A 20205-nucleotide genomic window follows, 5' to 3' on the forward strand; every position below is an offset into this window, starting at 1 on the left:
CGCAAGACGGAGCCGGTGCGCGTAATGAAATCGCTATTGCTCGGTACGCGGCAGAACCGCCCAATGCAGCTTCGTGCGCAGAATCTGATAAAATGAATTGTGGGCGAACGTCACCAGATGAGTGGCATGCGGAGCGCGGCGGATCGTCACCTCCGCGCCATTGCGGAGATTGACGGAAATCTGGCCGTCGATCGTCAACAGGCTATTGTGCGCCGGCGATAAGACGCGAATGCGAACGACGTCGTTGCCGTCAAACAGCAGCGGCCGCGCCGCCAGCGACTGCGGCGCAATCGGCGAAGAAACGATCGCCCGCATCAGCGGATTAAGGATTGGACCGCCGACGGCGGAGTTGTACGCCGTCGAGCCGGTGGGCGTGCTGATGATCAGGCCATCGGCGCGATAAGTCGAGATGAACTCGTCGTTGACGTACAAATCAAGCTGGATCAGGCGCGCCAGACTGCCGCGATCGACAACTACGTCATTGAGCGCGAAGTACCGCGTATCGGCCAGGTCGTCATTGACTCCCGCCTCCAGCAGCATCCGCTCTTCGATCTTGTGATTGCCGACAGCGACATCCTGCAAGCGGGACTCGACCTCGTCCGCGGAGATTTGCGTCAGAAAGCCGAGCGAGCCAAGATTCACGCCGAGAATCGGCGTCTGCAAATCGGCGATCTCGCGCGCGGAGGCCAATAACGTGCCGTCGCCGCCCATCGAGATCAGCATCTCGCACCAGGGCGCCAGCTGCCCGCGTGGCATCACCTTCGCCGGATCGGGCGCCAAATCGCGCAAGGCTTCGGAAACGCGGTAGTCGTGATGATTCTGGTCAATCCAGGTAATGACGCGCTTGACGACGGTGTCGGCGCCAACTCGTTTGCGGTTGGCGATGATTCCAAAGCGCATCAGAGTTTGCCCTTGGCGGCAATGCGTAGATTAGCGATGCGGTTGACGACGCCGGGCGCAGCGGCTTCGCTCGACTCCGCGTTGCCGCTCAAAAACGAGGAGATGCTGTCGGCGATACCCTCCGGATCAAGCGCTAACAGCTTGAATAACTCGTTGCGCGAGCCATGCTCAACGAATTCGTCCGGCAGACCCAAACGGCGCAAGTGGATATCCTGTCGGGCATGATCGTTGAGCCAGTCATTGATGCCGGAACCGAATCCGCCGATCAGCGAGCCTTCTTCAATCGTGATCAATTTGGAAAATCGCTGCGTAATTTCCGTCAGCATCTTCTCGTCGAACGGTTTGACGAATCGACAATTGTAGACGGCCGGCTTGAAGCCGCGCTTCTCCAGCAATGGCGCCGCTGCCAGCGCCTGCGCCACCATCGTGCCGACGGCGAGAATCGCGCCATCCTTGCCGTCACGTGCCTGCTCCCAGGTACCCCACTCAAATTCGGGACGATCAAGCTGTAATTGCCCTTCAGGGATGTCGGCCCGCGGCCAGCGAATGGCGGTCGGCGCGGTGAGATTCTTCATGGCCAGATGCAGGCTCTGGCGCAGTTCGGTGCCGTCCTTCGGCGCAATGATCACCATGTTGGGTACCGGGCGCAGGTAAGAGATATCAAACGCACCATGATGCGTCGGACCGTCGTTGCCCGCTAAACCGGCGCGATCGAGTGCAAACAGCACCGGAAATCCCTGCAGGGCGATATCGTGGATCAACGGATCGTAAGCGCGTTGGAGGAACGTCGAATAGACCGCAAAGACCGGCTTCTTGCCTTCGCGCGCCAACCCGGCCGCAAATACCGCGCCATGCTGTTCGGCAATGCCAACATCGAAGAACCGCTCCGGAAATTCGTGCGCGAAATCGATCAGGCCGGTTCCGGTCGGCATCGCCGCCGTGATGGCCACCAGCTCGGGATGCAGCTTGCCAAGCTCGATCATGGTTTGGCCAAAGACCTTTGTATACGCCACCCCCGCCGCCTTGTCGGACTTGCCTGTGACCTTGTCGAATTTGTTGACGCCATGCAGCTTGCAGACGTCCTCTTCGGCCGGTTTGTATCCCTTCCCCTTCTGCGTGCGAATATGCAACAACAGCGGGCCGTGCAGCGTCGCCAACTGGCCGAGCGTCTTGACCAGTCCCTGCACATCGTGGCCGTCGATCGGACCGAAGTAGCGGAAACCGAGCTTTTCGAAAATCACGCCCGGCACCAGCACACCCTTGACCGCCTCATCGAGTCGCCCGACCATCGTCCGGATCGCCGAACCCTTGCGCAACCGGCCGGTCAGTTCCCACAAGTGGTCTTTGATCTTGTTGTAAGTCTGGTCCGTCAGCAATTCGGTCAGGTATTCGGAGAGTGCACCGACGTTTTTGTCAATCGACATCGAATTGTCATTCAGGACGACTATCATGTCGCGGCCCGAATGCCCAAGATTGTTCATCGCTTCAAACGCCATCCCGCCCGTGAGCGCGCCGTCGCCGATGATGGCGATGACGTGATTCTTCTTCTCGGACAGATCGCGACTCACCGCCATGCCGTACGCGGCGGAAATCGAAGTGGAAGCGTGGCCGGCACCGTAAGAATCGTGTTCCGATTCTGTGATCTTGGCGAAGCCCGACAATCCGCCAAACTGGCGAATGCTGGGCATCTGGTCCAGGCGCCCAGTGAGCATCTTGTGGACGTAGCTCTGGTGGCCGGTGTCCCAGACCAGGCGATCAGTCGGGCTGTCGAAGACGTAATGGAGCGCGATCGAGAGCTCTACCACCCCGAGGTTGCCGCCAAGGTGGCCGCCAACCTGGGAAAGAATCGAGAGCAACTCCTCGCGGATCTCAGCCGCCAAGTCGCTGAGCGACTCCGGCGGAAGCTTCTTGAGGTCTTGCGGAGACTTAATCGAACGCAGGTAATTGGTCATATATCGATGATACTCGCAATCGTCACAATTGTTCGTTACTGTTCGCGGGCCAGGATATAGTCTGCCAGTTTCACGAATATCTCCTTTTCCCCAAACCCTGTCAACATATCCTTGGCCTCGGCAATGAGTTGCGCGGCCAGCTCGCGCGAACGTTCGAGGCCGACCACCTTTGGGTACGTGGCCTTTTCCAGACGCGTATCGGCGCCGACCGTCTTGCCCAACGCCTCAAAATCGCCCTCGATATCAAGGATATCATCAACGATCTGAAACGCCAGCCCCAGTCGCTCGCCGTAGCGCGTCAGTTGCCCTACGACCCCGTCGGGGGCATGCGCCAGCAGCGCGCCGATCTTGACCGAGGCGGCAATCAGGGCCGCCGTCTTGTGGCGATGAATCCATTCCACATCAGCGAGCGTCACCGCTTTGCCCTCCGCCTGGACGTCGGCAACCTGGCCGCCGATCATCCCCTGCGTGCCGATCGCCCGACCGACTTCAATGACTACGCGCGAATCGCCCGATTCGGCAAGAATTTCGAACGCCAGCGCGTGCAAGGCATCTCCCGCCAGCACGGCAATATACTCGGAAAACTGCTTGTGCAGCGTCGGTTGGCCGCGGCGAAAATCATCGTCGTCCATGCACGGCAGATCGTCGTGGATCAGCGAATAGGTATGGAGCAATTCCAGCGCGGCCGCGTAACGATAAATGATCTCTTCGCTGCCGCCGCAGGCATAGTATGCCGAAACCGCCAGCACGGGGCGCAGCCGCTTCCCGCCTGCCAGTACCGAGTAGCGCATCGCGGCGTGCAGTTCTTGTGGCGGCGTCGTGGCCGGAGGCAGCATCGATTCAAGATATCGGTCGACCTTGACGCGCACGGCCTGGAATGGCGGCGTATCCAGCTTCACGGCATCAGGCATCGGCGCCGCCGAAGTTCTCAAGTTTGAACTGGTCGTTTTCCGCGACGAGCTTCTTGATCTCGGCCTCGACCGCAGTCAAGCGTTCACCGCAGAGTTTCGACAGCCGCATCCCCTCCTGGAAGAGCTTGATCGCCTCTTCCAGCGGCAGATCACCCTGCTCTAGCTTGCTGACGACCTCTTCCAGCCGGCGCAGGTTATCCTCAAAGCCTGTAGTTTTTTCCGCCAAATTCGCCTCTCAGTAAATCTTGGGAAACGGCATTATAACCGAAAAAACGCGCTGCGCAACCCTCTAATCCGGCGCGATGAGCTAATCAATGGTTGCATCGCGCTGGCCGTCGCCGAAGCTGATCTCCACTCCATCGCCCGTATTCAATGATGCCGCCTGCTTGACGATGGCGAGATCCGCTTTGCGGCGCACCACCGCATAGCCCCGCTTGAGTACGTTGTCCGGCGACAGCGCTTCCAGCTTATGCTTCAAGGTTTCGTATCGTCCGCCGTGGCGCAGCATCAGTTTCTCGGCGGCATGGCGCATTGCGGAAGTCCCTTCGTCGAGGCGCTGCGCAAACGGCTCGAGAATCGTCGCCGGCCTGACAAAAACCCGCGAGCGAACTACGCGTTGAAGCCGTTCCCGGCGCAATTCCGCCGCTCGAGCCAGCGCGCGTGTCAGTCGCGACGAAGCCGCCGCCACTCCCTGCAGCAGTGCCGTCGCGTCAAACGTCGCCAGTTCCGCCGCCGCCGATGGTGTCGCGGCGCGCAAATCGGCCACAAAATCCGCAATCGAGAAATCGATCTCATGCCCGACGGCGGAGATAATCGGGATTTCCGACTCGGAGATGGCTCGTGCAACGACTTCCTCATTGAATGCCCACAGGTCCTCCAGCGAGCCGCCGCCGCGGCCGACAATCAGCACATCGACCTGTCCGTAACGGTTGAACTCGCGGATCGCCGCTGTAATGTCCTCCGCTGCACCGTCACCCTGAACCTTGGTCGGTCGCAAAATCAATCGCACCGACGGCGCCCGCCGCCGGCAAATATTCAGTACGTCGCGGATCGCCGCGCCGGTCGGCGAAGTTACGATCCCGATCGCCGCCGGAAACTGCGGAATCGGCCGCTTACGCGTTTCATCGAATAGCCCTTCCGCCGCCAATTTCGCCTTAAGCTTTTGGAACTGCTCTTCCAGAGTACCGATTCCTTTCGGCAACAAGCGCACCACGCGCAACTGGTAGTAGCCGCCCTTCTCGTAGAGCGTGATATCACCAAATGCGCGCACCTTCTGCCCATCCTTCGGTTCGAACGTCAACCCCTGGCCGGAAAACTTCCAGATTACCGCCTTGAGTTGAGCCCCGGCATCCTTAAGGGTGAAATACCGATGGCCCGACGAATGGTGAAGGTAGTTCGAGATTTCCCCCTCAACCCATACCGATACAAACTCACCTTCGAGAATCCCCTTGATCTCCCGCGTGATGTCCGAAACCGAATAGACGTGCGCGGAATCTTGCTCAACCATGTTACCGATTATACACCTTTCAATCGCTCAAGCAATCACAATGAGGCGCTTCCGGTGTAGGCGCCGACGACGGTTGGAAGCTCTCGGTTAACCTTCTGAACAACAGATTGTTGCAGCGACCGAGTATTGAAACAGGTCGGAATCTATGTCAAGAATACCGACACTGCTTCATCTCATGTGTTAGATCACTCGGATAAGATGATGATTAGCAACGAACAATGGAGGCGTGGATTTGGCACAAAGATTGCATTGTATATCAGCATCTTGGCCAGTAGTGTCTTACCAATCTATCCACTGGCGGAGGTCTTAGCAACCTCCGCCAATTCTTTTTTCAGGCAGTTTCCCCTCAGATCAGGCCGCACTCACAGGTAGTCGCCACACTCACAGCTCGGCGCCGGCGGCGGTCCGCCCGCGAAGATGAAATTGATAATATAGACCGCATCGGAGATGTTCACGGCGCCACTGCAATCCAGATCGCCTGACCCGATCGCATGCGGCATCGGACTTGGTCCGCCGGAGAACACGTAGCTGACGATGTAGACGGCATCGCTGATGCTGTACGCATCGTCGCCGTTGGCATCCCCCACCTTCCATGTGCATAGATTGACCGTCAGGTTCTCTACCGAGCTAAACGCCGACCACTGCGCTTCAGCATCCTTGGCGCGGACACGATAGAAGTACTCCCCGGCGCTGAGTCCAGCAACATGATAGGTCGTGTCGGTGATGCTGTTGGAAAGCATCGTCTCAGTCGCATAGCCTTCAACTGGATAAATGTCGTCAATCCACCAGCCGGGATCATTGACGAAGCCATCCGTGACATAGCGGAACCGCAAATTGATATCTTGCCCGACATACGCGGCCAGACTGAACTTCGCTTCAACCCACGAGGACGATAGTCCCGTGATGCCGTTACCGAGATTGTTGCCGTTGGGATTGGTGTTGGTTGTAATGTTGCCCGGGATGCTCGCCCACGTCGAACCGCTGTTGGTGGAGACTTCCACGTAGCCGTAGTCCCAATTGGTCTCGATATCATACCAGGTCCAGAACTTGAGGCTGTCGCCGGCTTGGACGCTCAGCTTGTTAAAAGCGGACAACCGATTGTTGAGATTCGCCGCCGAGCCGCCAAAATACGATTTCGTGCCGGAGTGGGCGCGGGTCGTCGAGACTGTAAAACCATTGGTGATCCAGTTGCCGCTGATGGCCTCGATGTTGTCCGTAGTGCGAGTGAATCCCTGCAACTGCCACAATTCGTAGGACACCGCCGGATTGACGGTGTCGGCATGATGCCAGTAGACATCCGTGGCATTCGCTTCAATGATGCCCAGCGGATAAATCTGTGGCTGCGCCGGTACCCGAAGCCTCTCCGGCTTGTCGGCGATCCGGGCCACAAACAGATTGGGATAAACATTGGCCTGCACGAGCGGTGTGATGCGGGATGTTGGCGGCCAGAAGTCGTCCGACTGCGTGCCCACCTCGATCGTGACGGCGTAGGTCTTGTTCTTCAGCGTCTGCTCCCCATAGCCCCAGTCATCGGTGGAACCATTGACTGGATATAGCAACTGCCACGGCGGCCCGATTGCATAATTGGTCTGAGCGCGGATCGAATCCCCCATTGTCTGGAAGATGTCGTTGTCGGGCGTGTAGATCTGATCATAGCCCCACGGCCACAGGAAGTAGTTGCCATAGGAGTGATAGCTTAAGGCAATGACGAAATTGTGCGAGATTATGAAATCGCGAATCCGCTGCGTCTCCGGTTCCGAGAAGGCCGAAGCCCCGCGATACGTCTCGTCGCTGCCAATCGGCGATGATCCCTCATCATCATAGCCCCATTGATATCCGAAATTGCGATTCAGGTCGATACCATACGAACCGTCGCCGTTGTTACGCCGGTTCTTGCGCCACAAACCGCCCCCGCCCGGCTCAATCACCTCGTTGTGATAGTAGCCGTCCGGATTGACGACGGTCGAGAAGAACAACTCGCGATTGTTCACCAGGTACGTCACTTGCGGATCGGTGCCGTAGTTGTTGGTCAGATAACGCATGAAGTAGATCAGCAGTTCAGGCGTAATCACCTCGCGCGCATGGATCGCGCCGTAGTAGTACACTTCCGGCTCGTCCTCGTCGATCAAGGCATTATCCGATATCTTCATCACGTAAATTGGGCGACCCTCGATCGTGTTGCCGATCGACCACTTGCCGCGCACGATCAGCGGGTTCTGATTCGCAATCGAATCCATCGCCAGGTAAATTTCGGAAAGCGTACGATACCCGCCCATGTCGCGCGACGGATCAAATCGGCTCTGGAAGAAGGCGGTAAGGTCGGGGGCTTCGACGCTATACCGCAATCCGTGTTGCTCCAGTCGGGCAATCTCCTCCGGAGCGACCAGCACATCGATGTACTTCTCACCCTGGTAGACTTCGTCCATTCTTAGAGACTTGAGCGCCAGATAATCGGCGCGGCTCTCGATGGCGACGCGCACCTTCGCCAGGCGCTCACCGGCTCCCTGCGCGATCGCAGCCCCGATCAACAGTGATAATGTCAGGAAAATGACAATAGCTCGTCTTGTCATGTGCGGGCTCCTCAGATGTAAAAGCAACGGCGTGGTGATATTACCGGCCAAAACCGGATTTCAAGAGCCAATATAGCTTACACGCGGGATTCAGCAAGAGGGTTTTGCCTCGCGTCGGCGCCGGCCCACTCGGGACTGAGCGGCAAGCGGACCGTGAATGTCGTTCCCGCGCCGACGGTCGAGTCGCAGTCGATGCGGCCCCCGTGCGCCAACACCCATTTTTGAACCAGCGCCAATCCGAGACCGGTGCCGTCAGCTTTGCCGCTTGTATAGAACGGTGTGAAGATGTGCTCAAGGATGTCCGGCATGATGCCGCGGCCACGATCGATGACCCTGAAGATCACCTCGTTCTGACCGAGATCGTCGGTGATGTCGACGGCGATCACTTCCCCGTCGGGCGAGGCATGAATTCCGTTCTGGACAAGATTAGTCAGAATATTCAGCAGCAGCACCTGATCCGCCAGCAACTGCCGCAGTTGTGGTGGTCGGGAAATCGACAAACGCAAACTCCGCAGCTCCAATTGCTGCTGGAAGTGACGCTTAAGAGCGGCAGCCAGTTCATCAAAATCAACCTCGGCGATCGCCAACTCCGAGGGTCGACTTAAGCGCAGAAATCGATCGAGCATATCGCCGGTCGCCCGCGCCTCTTTGAGAATATTCTCCGCCACGGCTGCGGAGTTTGGCTCGATCGTCGATTGTCGGCCCAGCAATTGCGCGAAGCCGACAATCGCGCCCATCGAATTGCGCAGTTGGTGCGCGAGCCCCGCCGACATTTCACCCAGCGCCGCCATGTGTTCTTTTAACATCATCGCTGCTTCGAGGCGTTTCAGCTCCGTCAGATTATTGATCATGATCATCGCGCCCCGCAAGTGGCCTTCATTGTCGCGCAATACGGAACTGCTGAGACTGATCCAGAGCCGCTCGCCGGCGCCGTTCTCGATCTGCGTTTCGGTGATCCGGTTCGCCTGCGCCGACTGCAGCGTTGAAGAAAACAAGTCGCCCAGCATCGGATAGGTAGCAAACGCCTCGCGATAGTCCTTGCCCGTTAGCATCTGCGGATCAAGCGCAAGGATCGAGCCGGCAGCCGCATTGAAATGCGTGAGCTTGCCGGTTGTGTCACAGCTGATCACACCCGACGGCATACTGCGCAGGACATACTCATTGTAGCGTTCAAGGCTGGCGGCGCGCTGCTTTTGCTCGGCATAGAGCTCCTGCAGTTTCTTTTCCTTAACCTGAAGCTCCGCAATCACCTTCTGGAAAGTCGCCACCGCAAAATCCACCGACTCCCCGCGCTCGGGCGCGGCAACCTCAGCGGCAATCGCCTCGTTCTTGATCTGCCGGTACGGTTTGAATGTAATCTTCAACAGCAGCAGTGCGATCGTCGAGGCCGCCAACAGGCTGATGATTTGAAATAACGTGTTCAGCTTTGCGAACCGCGCCAGTTCCCCTTGCGTGTCGGCATCCAGCGCCGCAAACAACGTCAGCGGTTGGCCGGAGTCCGTGACAAAATGGAAGAAGGCACCGCGCTCGAAGCGATTTGTCGCAACCGCAAACGACTCCGTGATCGTCAGCGGCAGCGCCGCGCGCACGCCGCCCGCAACCGACTTCGGCAAGGCGTACGCGCGCCGGATCGAACTCAGTTGCTCGGGCGTGATCAGCACCGACGACCCCGATGCCGTGTCGCGAAGCAAGTCGGTCTCCACCAGGAGGAGTTGTTCAAAACCAGCCGCCAGCGCCAGGTCGCGCACCGCCGAACTCTGCAGGCGTTCGCGCGGACTGGAACTGAGCGTTGCGGCAATCAAGTTCAGATTCTGCGCCGTCTGCAGGCGCAGGCTCTCATCACTGACGGCGGTGGTCTCGTTGAAGAAGCGCAGTGAATTCAGGTTGGCGATCAAGATCAGGACAAACAGGAAACCCAGGGTGATGCGAATGCGAATTTCGTAGCTGAGCCCCAAGTATCGAAATATGCGGCTCTCCCGTGGCGGACGGCTGGAATCGGTCATAATGTTATTATCGGCGAAGGGCGGGGTTGCGTGCAGGCGGGGCTAATTCAACGCCAGAAATTGGCTGACGTAGTAGTCAACCAGCAAATTGCCGAAGAAGAGCGCCAGCAGGCCGGCCAGCGACAAAAACGGTCCGAACGGAATCATGCGCCCGGCCGCCGACTGCCGCGCGATCACCATGCGCAGGACGGCGTAGATCAGGCCGAAAACCGCAGCCGCAAAGAAGATGAGAAAGAGGTTCTTCCAACCGAGAAATGCGCCGAGCACCGCGGCCAGTTTGATGTCGCCGCCTCCCAACGACTCCTTTTTGAGGAAATAGTCTCCCAGGATCGCGAGGAGATAGAGTGTCAGCCCGCCGGCCAGAAGCCCGACCAGCGATTCCAGCGGCGAAATCAGCGGGTTCACAAACGAGAGTGCCAACCCCAGCACCATTCCGGGATAGGTAATCTTGTCGGGAATGATATAGTATTTGAAGTCGATAAACGTAATCACCAGCAGTAGCGCGAAAAAGACAATCGCGACCAGCGATTGGTAGCTGATGCCGTAGAGCAGGAAGACCACCAAGAAGAACGCAGCAGTCAGCAGTTCAACCAGCGGATATCGCCAGGAAATATGCCGCCGGCATTTGCGGCATTTGCCCAGCAGGATGATATAACTGAGCAAGGGAATATTGTCGTACCAACGGATCAGCAGCCCGCAGTGGGGACAATGCGACCGCCCAAACACGAAATCTTCGCTCCGCGGCAGACGGTAAATGAGAACGTTCAAGAATGAACCAATGAACGCGCCCAGGCAGAAGGCGTAGATGCCGATCAAGGTTTCGGGCTGCATGATAGAAATAGTATCGGCGAAATCGCCGAAAGTTGCAGACAGTTTTCTTCGCAAAATCCCGTCGATTTTGTGGCCTTAGAGGCTGTAAACAACCGCGCTCAGCAGCACCACCGGCGCCAATTCCGCGCGCAGACGTCGTTCTCCCAACAGCACCGGTGTCGCACCCGCGCGAATCAGGGTATCCTCCTCGATTCGGCTGAACCCCTCCTCCGGGCCGGTCAGAAGCAGAATCTTGTTGGCCGCGGCCGGCAACACCTCCCCGCTAAGAGCCGTCCCTTTCAAGCTACCAACAATCGCCGCATCATAGCTACCGATCGTCCCGGCCAGATCCGCCACGTCGCGCGGCGCGTTGATCTCCGGCAGCACCGTCCGCAGCGATTGCTTCATCGAGCTGATCGCCACCTTGCGCCACCGTTCCAGCCGCACCTGGGCCTTTTCGCCGGTGAGCTTGCCGGGAGAGTTCTTGGCCAGGATCGGCACGAACGCGGCCGCGCCCAATTGCGTGCACTGGTCGATAATCTGATCCGCTTTCGATGGCTGCGGCATTCCAAAACCGATCGTGATCGCGACCGGTAGTTCATTGACGCGTTCGGCAGAACTGATGACCTGCGCGCGCACGAGCCGATTCTCAAAAGCGGTGAGCTTCATTTGATAGAGACGGCCGCAACCATCCGTGGCGGCAATCCGATCGCCGATGTAAAGGCGAAACGACTTGAGAATGTGGTCGCTTTCTTCGCGCGAGAACAGACAGGTGTCGCGGTCGAGTTGCCGGGGTTCGAAGTAGAAGTGGGTGGCGGCGCTATGCTTTGATGACACGGCAACAAATCCATTCGTTCTTGCGCGTGATCAGATTGCCCCGAACCCGCTTGAGACTGAGGAAGCTCAGAAATTCGGCCTCCTGGTCCGTGAGGATTCCGGAGAGAATCATCACGCCCCCGGTCTTGAGGCTGCGCATGAAGTTCTCGAACAGATTGTAGATTTCATCCTTGATCAGGTTGCTGACCACCACGTCGTAGTAGCCGCTGCGATTGACCTTTTCCATCGAACCGAATTGAATTTGCACGATCGGTTCAACCTGATTGATCACCACGTTTTCTCTGGCGTTCTCGATCGCGGCCAGGTCAATGTCAAGGCCGAGCGCCTCGGATGCCCCCAGCTTGGCGGCGAGAATACTCAGGATACCCGACCCGCAGCCGAGATCGAGCAGCTTATCGCCGGGCTTGATATCCTTGAGCAACTGCGCCACGCACAACTGCGTGGTCTCGTGATGGCCCGTACCAAAAGCCATCTTCGGTTCGATCGTGATCTGCAGCTTGTCGCCGTAATCGGCCTCGTCCCAGGTGGACTTGACCACGACGTTGTCGATGATGATCGACCGAAACGACTGTTGGTATTGCTTGATCCAGTCGATGTCGTCGATCGCCTTGACCGAGATGACGGCATCGAGATTCTCCGCGCGTGCGATGCCGACGCGGACGAGATACTTGCCGAGCGATTCCACCTTGTCCCGCGACTCTTCTTCAATCGGAAGATAGAATTTGACGTGGAAATCGGCATCGGAGACCTCCGTCACCAGTCCTTGCGATAGCGATTCGGTAATGTATGACGTGACGATGTCCTCATTGGTGGGATCGCACTTGATGCTGACTTCAAGGTAACCGGCCAATGTCAGACTCCCAGCGATTCCCGCAGCCGTTCAAGGATCGACTTGGTCTCGCGGGCGGGCGGCATGTCGCCCTCCAACCGGCGGAGTTTTTCGTAAAGCTGTTTCTGTTCCGACGAGAGATTTTGCGGCGTCCAGACCGTGATCTTGACGAGCAAATCCCCCCGTCCGGCGGAACGCAGTCGACCCAGTCCCTGGCCGCGCAATTTCAGAATCTTGCCGTCCTGCGTGCCGGCTGGAACCTTGAGTTTGACTGCGCTGTCCAGCGTCTCCACATCGATCTCCGCGCCGAGCACCGCCGCCGCCATCGTGATCGGGATCTCCGTGATGAGATCATTGCCCTGGCGAATGAAGCGTTCGTGCGGTTTCTCCTCGATCAGCACGATCAAATCGCCCGACTCGCCTCCGCGCATCCCGGCATTGCCCTCCCCGCGCAGCGGGATATAGTTCCCCTCGGCAACCCCCGCCGGGACTTTGACCGTGATGGTCGCCTGCTCCTCGACCCGGCCCGAACCGGCACAGGTACCGCACGGCGTGGTTATCACCTCGCCGGAGCCGCCGCAATTCGAGCAGGTCGAAACATTGATGAACTGGCCGAACATCGACCGCGACACGTGGCGGACTTCGCCGGCACCGTTGCAGACGCGACAGCGTTCGCGCGAAGCTCCGGCCGCGGCGCCCGAACCGTGACACGTCTGACAACGCTTGAAGCGGCGGAATTTGATGACTTTCTCGGTACCGAAAGCGATTTCTTCGAGGGTCAGTTTCAGCCGGACCTTGATATCCTCGCCATGGAACGACTGGCGGCGATCGCCGCGGCGCGAAGAACCGCCGCCGAACATTTCATCGAAGATCGAGCCGCCCATGCCGAAGTCGCGCATGAAGGCGCGCAGCGCGTCGTTGATGTCGAAACCTTGGCCGAAGCCGCCGCCGTAGTTGCCTGCTCCCTGACCGGCGCCGACACCGGCATGCCCGAATTGATCGTAGCGCGCCCGCGTCTGCGGATCCTTAAGCACTTCGTAGGCCTCGGTCGCCTCCTTGAATTTCTCCTCGGCGGCCTTGTCGCCCGGGTTCTTGTCCGGGTGATACTGAATCGCAAGCTTGCGATAGGCTTTCTTGATGTCTTCTTCGGTGGCCGACTTCGACACGCCGAGAATCTCGTAATAATCTCGTTTAGCCATGTGCGTTGGCGATGACCTCCATCAGCGCGTTCGGCTACTTTTTCTTGTCGTCGTCAACGACTTCGTAATCGGCATCCACCGCGCCGCTGCCGCCCTCCGCACCTTGCGCTTGCGGGCCGCTCTCCGGCTGCGGGCCGCCGCCCGGCGCCCCCTGTGCCTGTTGCTGGGCAGTCTGCTTGTAAATCTGTTCGGCAATCTTGTGCGAGGCATTCATCAGGTCTTCCATCTTCTGATTGATGATCTCGACCGACTCCGTTTGCATCGCCGCCGCCAGCCGTTCCTTCGCCTCCACGATCGCCTTCCGGTCGTCCTCGGAGACCTTGTCGCCGTAATCCTTGAGCGTCTTTTCCGTTGAGTAGATCAACTGATCGGCCTTGTTGCGGGCGTCGATCAGTTCCCGCTTGCGGTGGTCGGCCTCGGTATTCGCCTCGGCATCCTTGACCATGCGCTGAATCTCTTGCTCCGACAGGCCGGACGAGGTTTCGATCTTGATCTTCTGCTCCTTGCCGGTACCCAGATCCTTGGCCGAGACATGGACGATGCCGTTGGCATCGATATCGAACGCCACCTCGATTTGCGGCACCCCGCGCGGCGCCGGCGGAATTCCGACCAGATCGAACCGCCCCAACGTCCGATTGTCGATCGCCATTTCGCGCTCGCCCTGCAACACGTGGATATTGACCGCCGGCTGGTTGTCGGACGCCGTCGAAAATACCTGCGCTTTGCGCGTCGGAATCGTCGTGTTGCGCTCGATCAGGCGCGTCATCACACCGCCAAGCGTCTCGATTCCCAGCGACAGCGGCGTCACATCGAGCAACAGCACATCCTTGACTTCCCCGCCCAATACGCCGGCCTGAATCGCCGCGCCGATCGCGACGACTTCGTCCGGATTTACGCCCTTGTGGGGCTCGCGTCCGAACAGCTCGCGCACTACCTGCTGCACCTTCGGCATCCGCGTCATGCCGCCGACGAGAACCACCTCGCTGATCTGCGATGGCGACAAACCCGCGTCCGCCAGGCAGCGTTTGCACGGCTCGACTGAACGCTGAATCAGGTCTTCACACAACTGCTCCAGCTTGGCGCGGGTGATCGTCAGATCGAGATGCTTCGGCCCCGACTGGTCGGCCGTGATAAACGGCAGGTTCACCTGCGTCTGCATCGTCGTCGACAACTCGCACTTGGCTTTCTCCGCCGCCTCTTTCAGACGCTGCAGCGCCATGCGATCCTTGCGCAGGTCGATCCCCTCCTGACGCTTGAACTCGTCGGCAATGAAATCGATCAGGCGCTGGTCGAAATCGTCGCCGCCGAGATGCGTGTCGCCGTTGGTCGCCAGAACTTCGAACACCGAGTCCCCGAGTTCGAGAATCGAGATATCGAACGTGCCGCCGCCCAGATCGTAGACGGCGATCTTCTGATTCTTCTGCTTGTCGAGACCGTAGGCCAGCGCCGCCGCCGTCGGCTCGTTGATGATGCGCAGCACTTCCAGTCCCGCGATCCGGCCGGCATCTTTGGTGGCCTGCCGCTGACTGTCGTTGAAATAGGCCGGCACCGTGATCACCGCCTGTGTGATGGCTTGACCCAGGTACGACTCGGCCGCGCCCTTGAGATTCTGCAAGATCAACGCCGAAATCTCCGGCGGCGAATACAGCTTCCCCTGGATTTCGACGCGGCAATCGCCGCTTTCATTCTCGGTGACGTGATACGGGACAAGCTTCTCCTCGGAACTGACCTCGGAATGACGGCGCCCCATGAAACGCTTAATCGAGAAGACCGTGTTGGTCGGATTCTTGATCGCCTGGCGCTTCGCGACTTGCCCCACCAGCTTCTCACCGCTCTCGGTGAATCCTACGACCGACGGCGTGGTCCGCCCACCGTCCTGGTTGGGAATGACCACCGGCTGCCCGCCTTCCATCACCGCTACACAGGAATTCGTGGTGCCCAGATCTATGCCAATAATCTTGCCCATTCTCGCTAAACCTCCGTCACGCCTTCCACAGCGCGCCTAAAAGTATCAATTAAACGCCGGACGGCAATTACTTGTTTTCGTCCTTCGGCTCCGCCGCCTTCACAACGCCGACCTTGGCGTGGCGGATTACCTTGTCGTTGAGTTCGTAGCCGGGCTGAATCTCGATGGCGATGGTGTCGGGCTCCTGGTCGGCCGCTTCGACTTGCATCATGGCCTCGTGCAAGTTCGGATCGAACTTCTGTCCCACCGACTCGAACCGCTTCAGGCCAGCCCGGCCCAGGATCGCCGTCAGGCGGTCGAACACCAGTGTCATGCCCTTGTGATAAGCTTCAAAGTCGGGCTTCTCTTCCCGGCTCTTGAACGCCCGCTCGAAGTTGTCCAGCACCTCCAGTAGTTCGCCGACCAGGCTCTCGTTGGCGGTCTTGACCAGGCTTGCGAACTCGCGCGTGGTGCGCTTGCGATAATTGTCGAACTCCGCTGCCAGCCGCAGATAATCGTTCTTCTGCTCTTCCAGTTGGCGCTGGACTGCGCTCGCTTCGTCAACCATCTCGGACGCAGCCGCCTCGGCCAGTGCCTCTTCGCCCGACTTCTGGTCGATCGCTTCTTCCGTCAGCTTGTTATCTGTCTCACCCATGCCGTTCCCTATCGTGAAAGAATTTCGGAGAGCACCTTGGCCGTGTAATCCACCACCGACATCAGCTTCGCATACTCCATCCGGGTCGGCCCGATCACGCCGATCGTGCCGCGCGTCTCGCCGATCTGGTATGTATGGATGACGGCGGAACAACCCTTCATGCCGTTGATGTTCGACTCGGCGCCGATCGTGACGCTGAGACCCTCCGAAACCGTCTTGTTCTTCAACAACCCAATCAGACTCTTGCGCTCTTCCAGCAGCGCCAGGAACTCCTTGAGCTTCTCTGGATCCTTGAATTCCTTTTGTGCGATGATATTGGTCGTGCCGTCGGTATGCAGGCTTTCGAGCGCGGACTCGTCGAGAATATGCTCGTGCTGCTCCATGAATAGCTTCAATAACTGCGGCTCGCCGCGACTCGCGCCGCGCAACCGTTCAAACACCGTTTTCTTGATCTCTCCGAGCGTCAACCCGCTCAGTTTCTCGTTCAGCAGGTCGGCGGTCTCGCGGATACTGTCCTGATCAAAGGCCGCGTCGATCTCCAGCAGAATCGTGCGGACAAAACCCGACTTGGCCGCGATAATCACCATCACCTTGGTGTCGGTCACCTGCACCAGATCGATTTTGTGCAGCACCGCCTGCTCGAATTTCGGCATCACTGTCACGCCGAGCTGCGTCGTGACCTTCGCCAGCACCCGCGCGGTCTGCTCCAGCACGTCTTCCACGGCGCTGTAATCAACCGTCAGTAGCCGCTTGATTTTCTCGCGGTCGGAACTGAGCAATTTCTCGGTCTTGAGCAAAGTATCGACGTAGAGACGATAACCGGTCTCGGTCGGAATGCGTCCGGCTGAGGTGTGCGGCTGCTCGATCAAGCCCTGTTCTTCGAGGTCTGAAAGCGTGTTGCGCACCGTCGCCGGCGAGACGCCGAGGCTATATTTCGTCGAGATGACCCGCGAACCGACCGGCTCGGCGGTGCGAATATAATGGTCGATCAGCACAGCCAACACGGTGCGTTCACGTTCATTCAGTTTGTACACGGCCATTCGTCCTCGATTCGACTTTAGCACTCTCACCGCGAGAGTGCCAAGGAAAGTAGCACAAAAAAGCGGTGTGTCAACCGCAAAGCTGTCAGATACTTATACGCACGTTCGCGGAAAAGTTTGGCGATTGAATGGCGGCGGGAGACTACCCTCTACTGTGTTGGCTTGCTTGAGCTTATGCCGGAAACAGACACGAGTTCGATCAGGTAGCTGTTGTCGCGGCTCAGCAATCCGCTCATGTCGGTTGCGGTGTCGATTCGGACCGGCAGCAAGTCACCGACCACCTTCCCCGAGCCCGGCGGGAATTCCACCCCGGCCGCAATTGCCGCCCGCACCGTCTTGCGCAGAAACTCCGACATCACAAATGTCCCCGTGCGGCGAACATATTCGGTCTCGGTGACGACCGAGTAATTCTCAAGCCCGGCCGGTAACGGCGCCAGCCACACGAACAACTCCCGCGACACTCCAGCGCCAAGCAGGTACTTGAATGCCTTCAATCCGCACACCTCAATCGAATCCCCTGTTGCCGTCAGGCGAAGTTGGGACTCGGAAGAGAGTTTGGCGGCCAGCATGCCCGGATCGGGTCGAACTGCGGCACTGCCTGAAAAAGCAGCTCGATCAAGACCACTGTGGAGAATCTGCATGCTGTCAGGAATCCCTGTCCCGGCCGAACGATCAAGCCGGTACTCATATACCGCAATGTCGTAACGGTTCGGCGTAAACTTTTCAATCGTCAGGTGCCGGCCAATCACCGCCTGCAGATTGCCATATCGCGTGACGTTGTATGTCAGCGTTATGGTCGAGTCGGCGGCAGACGCCGCTAGCGCACCTGCCAGGATACAAGTCAGAATTGAGAGCGAGCGCAAAGCACAACGATGTTCGCTCAGTGTGATGAATCGGCGGTTCACTTGGATTTTGACGTCTTGGTGATGGTCTTGGAAGGCGTGGTCTTTGAAGGTTCGCTCTTCTTCTCAGTCGCCTTCTTCTCCGTCGGTTTGGTTTTCGTCTTCTCCGGCTGCGACTTGCCGGGTTCGGGCTTCTTCTCGAGCCGGTCATCGATGCCGTTTTTGTTGGCATCCCGAAAATCGTTGAACTTCCCGGAAGTCGGCGCGATCTTCTTTACCGAATCGGCGGACGTCGTCGCCGCCGGCGTCGGCGGCTTCGGCGTCACGACGGCCGGTTTGGCCTTGGCCGAATCCGCCGCTTTGTCGGACTTGGGCCGCGGCGTCTTCTGCAGTCCAAATGCCGGCCCCGCACCCAGCAGTAACAGCGCCAGCACCAGCGCGATGATTCCGGTCGATTTGTTCACGAGAGTACTCATAGCGTTAACGTCACCATCCGTCAACTACAAATATCGCGACGGCGACCCGATCGGGAGGACCGAATCGCCGTGCGTACCACAATGAGAAGAATGGCTTGTCACTGAATATCATCCGCCGGATACCGCTCGTTCGACTGAAGTCGAACTCACAGCGGGCAGCCGGTCGCGACTACTTCTTCTTGCCGGAGTTCCCTCCCGACTTGCTGCCGGAATTGCCGCCGGATTTGCCGGATGAACCGGAGCTCTTGCTTCCGCTCGAACTCGGCGCCGGCTTGCTTATCGAACCGCCGCTCGACTTGCCGCCGGAATCACCCGACTTCTGCTTCACGTCCGAGCCGCCCGACTTCTTGCCCGATCCTGAACCGGACGGCTGCTTGCCGCTGGAACCGGGGCTCTTCACGGCCGGACTCGACTTGCCGCTCGATCCCGACGAACGCGGCTGCTTCTTAATGGAAGTGCCGCTGCTGCCGGAGGACTTGCCGTAATCGCCGGTGGACCCGCTGCCCTTCTTGTCGTAGGTGCCGCGGCCGTCGTTCGTCGTGCCCTTCGACACCGGCTTCTTGCCGTAGTAATCGTCGAATCCCGACTTGCCCTTCGTACCGCTGGAACCCTTCTCGAAACCGCGCCCCTTGTCCGCCTTGTTGTAGGCGCCCTTGGCGGCCGAGAACGTCTTGGTCGACTTGTCGTAGCCGTAACTCGATTTGTACTTCTCGATCCGGCTCGACTTGACCGCGTAGGTCTTCGACTTCTCGTACTTGCGGTGATCGTTGCTTACGATCTCGTATCCGCGCCGCGGATTCGGCTTCTTGTAGGTGTAGAAATCGTCGTTATCCTTGTACTTGTAGCGCGACGGGCCATTGTACCAGTAATCCCAGTCGTGATGATGGCGGTACCAGCGCGTCCAGCAGTAATCGTAGACATACAGCGGACGCGGATAAACGAAGTACGGCATCCACGGGTCGATCAGCACCCAATCGTTGAAAACGATACTGGTGCCCCAGTACACCGTCACCCGATGGCGACCCAGGTAGATCGACGGGATGTAGAGCGGCGCATAACCCCAGAACACGCCGTTGACGTAAACCTCGCAACCGTCCGGATAGTCGATGTAAACCTGGCCACAATCACCGGCGCATTCCACGCGCTCCGGCTTGTAGTAGTAGCGCGGCGCGACGTAGAACGAGACGTTGTCATAGGCCGTGCCGTAATCCGGGAAATACCGGCGGTTGACGCGCTCAAGAAATTGCTCGTTGTCGCCATCGTACTTGAAGTCCCAGACGTCGTCATTATAGACCGACACCGGTCCGCGCCAGTCGGGCACCGGATACGGATCGACGCTGGCCACGATCTGGATGTTCTCCGTCCCCGGAGGACCTTCCAAAGTCAACGTGTAATCATCCCACGGGTCGGGAATCTGATAAACCGCGTCGCCCTGGACAAAGTTGCGGTCGCCGGGCTCAGCCGGGAAGATCAGATTGACGTTGCCGCGCGTATCGAGGTCGTAAATCGTCACATAACAGTCGCGCGAGGCGCGGAAATAGATGGTGATCTCGTCACCTTCGTAGTAGTTGGAACCGTCATCCTTGTCGGTCCAGATGTCGACATCGAGGTCGTCAAAGCCGCGACGCAGGGTCGACTGTGCCGATGCATGGTCGGTGAAGAACACCGAAGCCAGCAGCATCAGCGCGGTGAGTAAGGCGAGGCGCTTCATATTAGTTACCACTCCTTC

The 20205-nt window shown here is 58.6% G+C and carries 17 protein-coding genes; all 17 read right to left on the reverse strand.

The window, feature by feature from the left end:
* Window positions 1–33: 33 nt before the first annotated feature.
* The 17 genes from IT585_08925 to IT585_09005 all read right to left on the reverse strand — a co-directional run bounded on the left by IT585_08925 (window position 34) and on the right by IT585_09005 (window position 20187).
* Window positions 34–900, reverse strand: coding sequence for an NAD(+)/NADH kinase (locus IT585_08925; GenBank protein ID MCC6963361.1), 867 nt, complete (start codon window positions 898–900; stop codon window positions 34–36).
* The gene (locus IT585_08930) at window positions 900–2852 is read right to left on the reverse strand and encodes a 1-deoxy-D-xylulose-5-phosphate synthase (protein MCC6963362.1); all 1953 of its coding nucleotides are present in this window, start codon (window positions 2850–2852) and stop codon (window positions 900–902) included. The genes IT585_08925 and IT585_08930 overlap by 1 nt, the downstream gene beginning before the upstream one ends.
* 35 nt (window positions 2853–2887) lie before the next feature.
* A complete protein-coding gene (locus tag IT585_08935; protein ID MCC6963363.1) occupies window positions 2888–3763 on the reverse strand; it encodes a polyprenyl synthetase family protein in 876 nt (291 codons plus the stop codon).
* Complete coding sequence (gene xseB, locus IT585_08940) at window positions 3756–3989, reverse strand: exodeoxyribonuclease VII small subunit (protein MCC6963364.1); 234 nt, start codon at window positions 3987–3989, stop codon at window positions 3756–3758. Before xseB ends, IT585_08935 begins: the two co-directional genes overlap by 8 nt.
* An 81-nt stretch (window positions 3990–4070) precedes the next feature.
* On the reverse strand, window positions 4071–5270 hold the full coding sequence (xseA, locus tag IT585_08945) for an exodeoxyribonuclease VII large subunit (GenBank protein MCC6963365.1): 1200 nt from the start codon (window positions 5268–5270) through the stop codon (window positions 4071–4073).
* A gap of 362 nt (window positions 5271–5632) precedes the next feature.
* Window positions 5633–7840, reverse strand: a complete 2208-nt coding sequence (locus tag IT585_08950) for an immune inhibitor A (protein ID MCC6963366.1) — start codon at window positions 7838–7840, stop codon at window positions 5633–5635.
* 77 nt (window positions 7841–7917) lie between these two features.
* Window positions 7918–9843, reverse strand: coding sequence for a PAS domain S-box protein (locus IT585_08955; GenBank protein MCC6963367.1), 1926 nt, complete (start codon window positions 9841–9843; stop codon window positions 7918–7920).
* Between the two features lie 42 nt (window positions 9844–9885).
* The gene (locus IT585_08960; protein MCC6963368.1) at window positions 9886–10674 is read right to left on the reverse strand and encodes a prepilin peptidase; all 789 of its coding nucleotides are present in this window, start codon (window positions 10672–10674) and stop codon (window positions 9886–9888) included.
* Between the two features lie 75 nt (window positions 10675–10749).
* Entirely contained in the window at window positions 10750–11490 is a 741-nt protein-coding gene (locus IT585_08965; protein ID MCC6963369.1) for a 16S rRNA (uracil(1498)-N(3))-methyltransferase, read from the reverse strand.
* Complete coding sequence (locus IT585_08970; GenBank protein ID MCC6963370.1) at window positions 11474–12340, reverse strand: 50S ribosomal protein L11 methyltransferase; 867 nt, start codon at window positions 12338–12340, stop codon at window positions 11474–11476. Before IT585_08970 ends, IT585_08965 begins: the two co-directional genes overlap by 17 nt.
* A 2-nt stretch (window positions 12341–12342) precedes the next feature.
* A complete protein-coding gene (gene dnaJ / locus IT585_08975) occupies window positions 12343–13518 on the reverse strand; it encodes a molecular chaperone DnaJ (GenBank protein MCC6963371.1) in 1176 nt (391 codons plus the stop codon).
* A 34-nt stretch (window positions 13519–13552) separates the two neighbouring features.
* Window positions 13553–15484 carry a molecular chaperone DnaK gene (dnaK, locus tag IT585_08980; protein MCC6963372.1) on the reverse strand — a complete coding sequence of 644 codons (1932 nt, stop codon included), beginning with the start codon at window positions 15482–15484 and terminating at the stop codon, window positions 13553–13555.
* A gap of 67 nt (window positions 15485–15551) precedes the next feature.
* Window positions 15552–16118, reverse strand: a complete 567-nt coding sequence (gene grpE / locus IT585_08985) for a nucleotide exchange factor GrpE (protein MCC6963373.1) — start codon at window positions 16116–16118, stop codon at window positions 15552–15554.
* Window positions 16119–16126: 8 nt separating this feature from the next.
* Entirely contained in the window at window positions 16127–17158 is a 1032-nt protein-coding gene (gene hrcA, locus IT585_08990) for a heat-inducible transcription repressor HrcA (GenBank protein MCC6963374.1), read from the reverse strand.
* 149 nt (window positions 17159–17307) lie between these two features.
* Window positions 17308–18063 (reverse strand): hypothetical protein, encoded by a 756-nt coding sequence (locus IT585_08995; GenBank protein ID MCC6963375.1) that lies wholly within the window; start codon window positions 18061–18063, stop codon window positions 17308–17310.
* The gene (locus IT585_09000) at window positions 18060–18476 is read right to left on the reverse strand and encodes a hypothetical protein (protein ID MCC6963376.1); all 417 of its coding nucleotides are present in this window, start codon (window positions 18474–18476) and stop codon (window positions 18060–18062) included. Before IT585_09000 ends, IT585_08995 begins: the two co-directional genes overlap by 4 nt.
* Before the next feature lie 169 nt (window positions 18477–18645).
* Window positions 18646–20187, reverse strand: a complete 1542-nt coding sequence (locus IT585_09005; protein ID MCC6963377.1) for a DUF4384 domain-containing protein — start codon at window positions 20185–20187, stop codon at window positions 18646–18648.
* Window positions 20188–20205: the final 18 nt, after the last annotated feature.

It is taken from the genome of Candidatus Zixiibacteriota bacterium, assembly GCA_020853795.1.
GTDB lineage: Bacteria > Zixibacteria > MSB-5A5 > CAIYYT01 > CAIYYT01 > JADJGC01.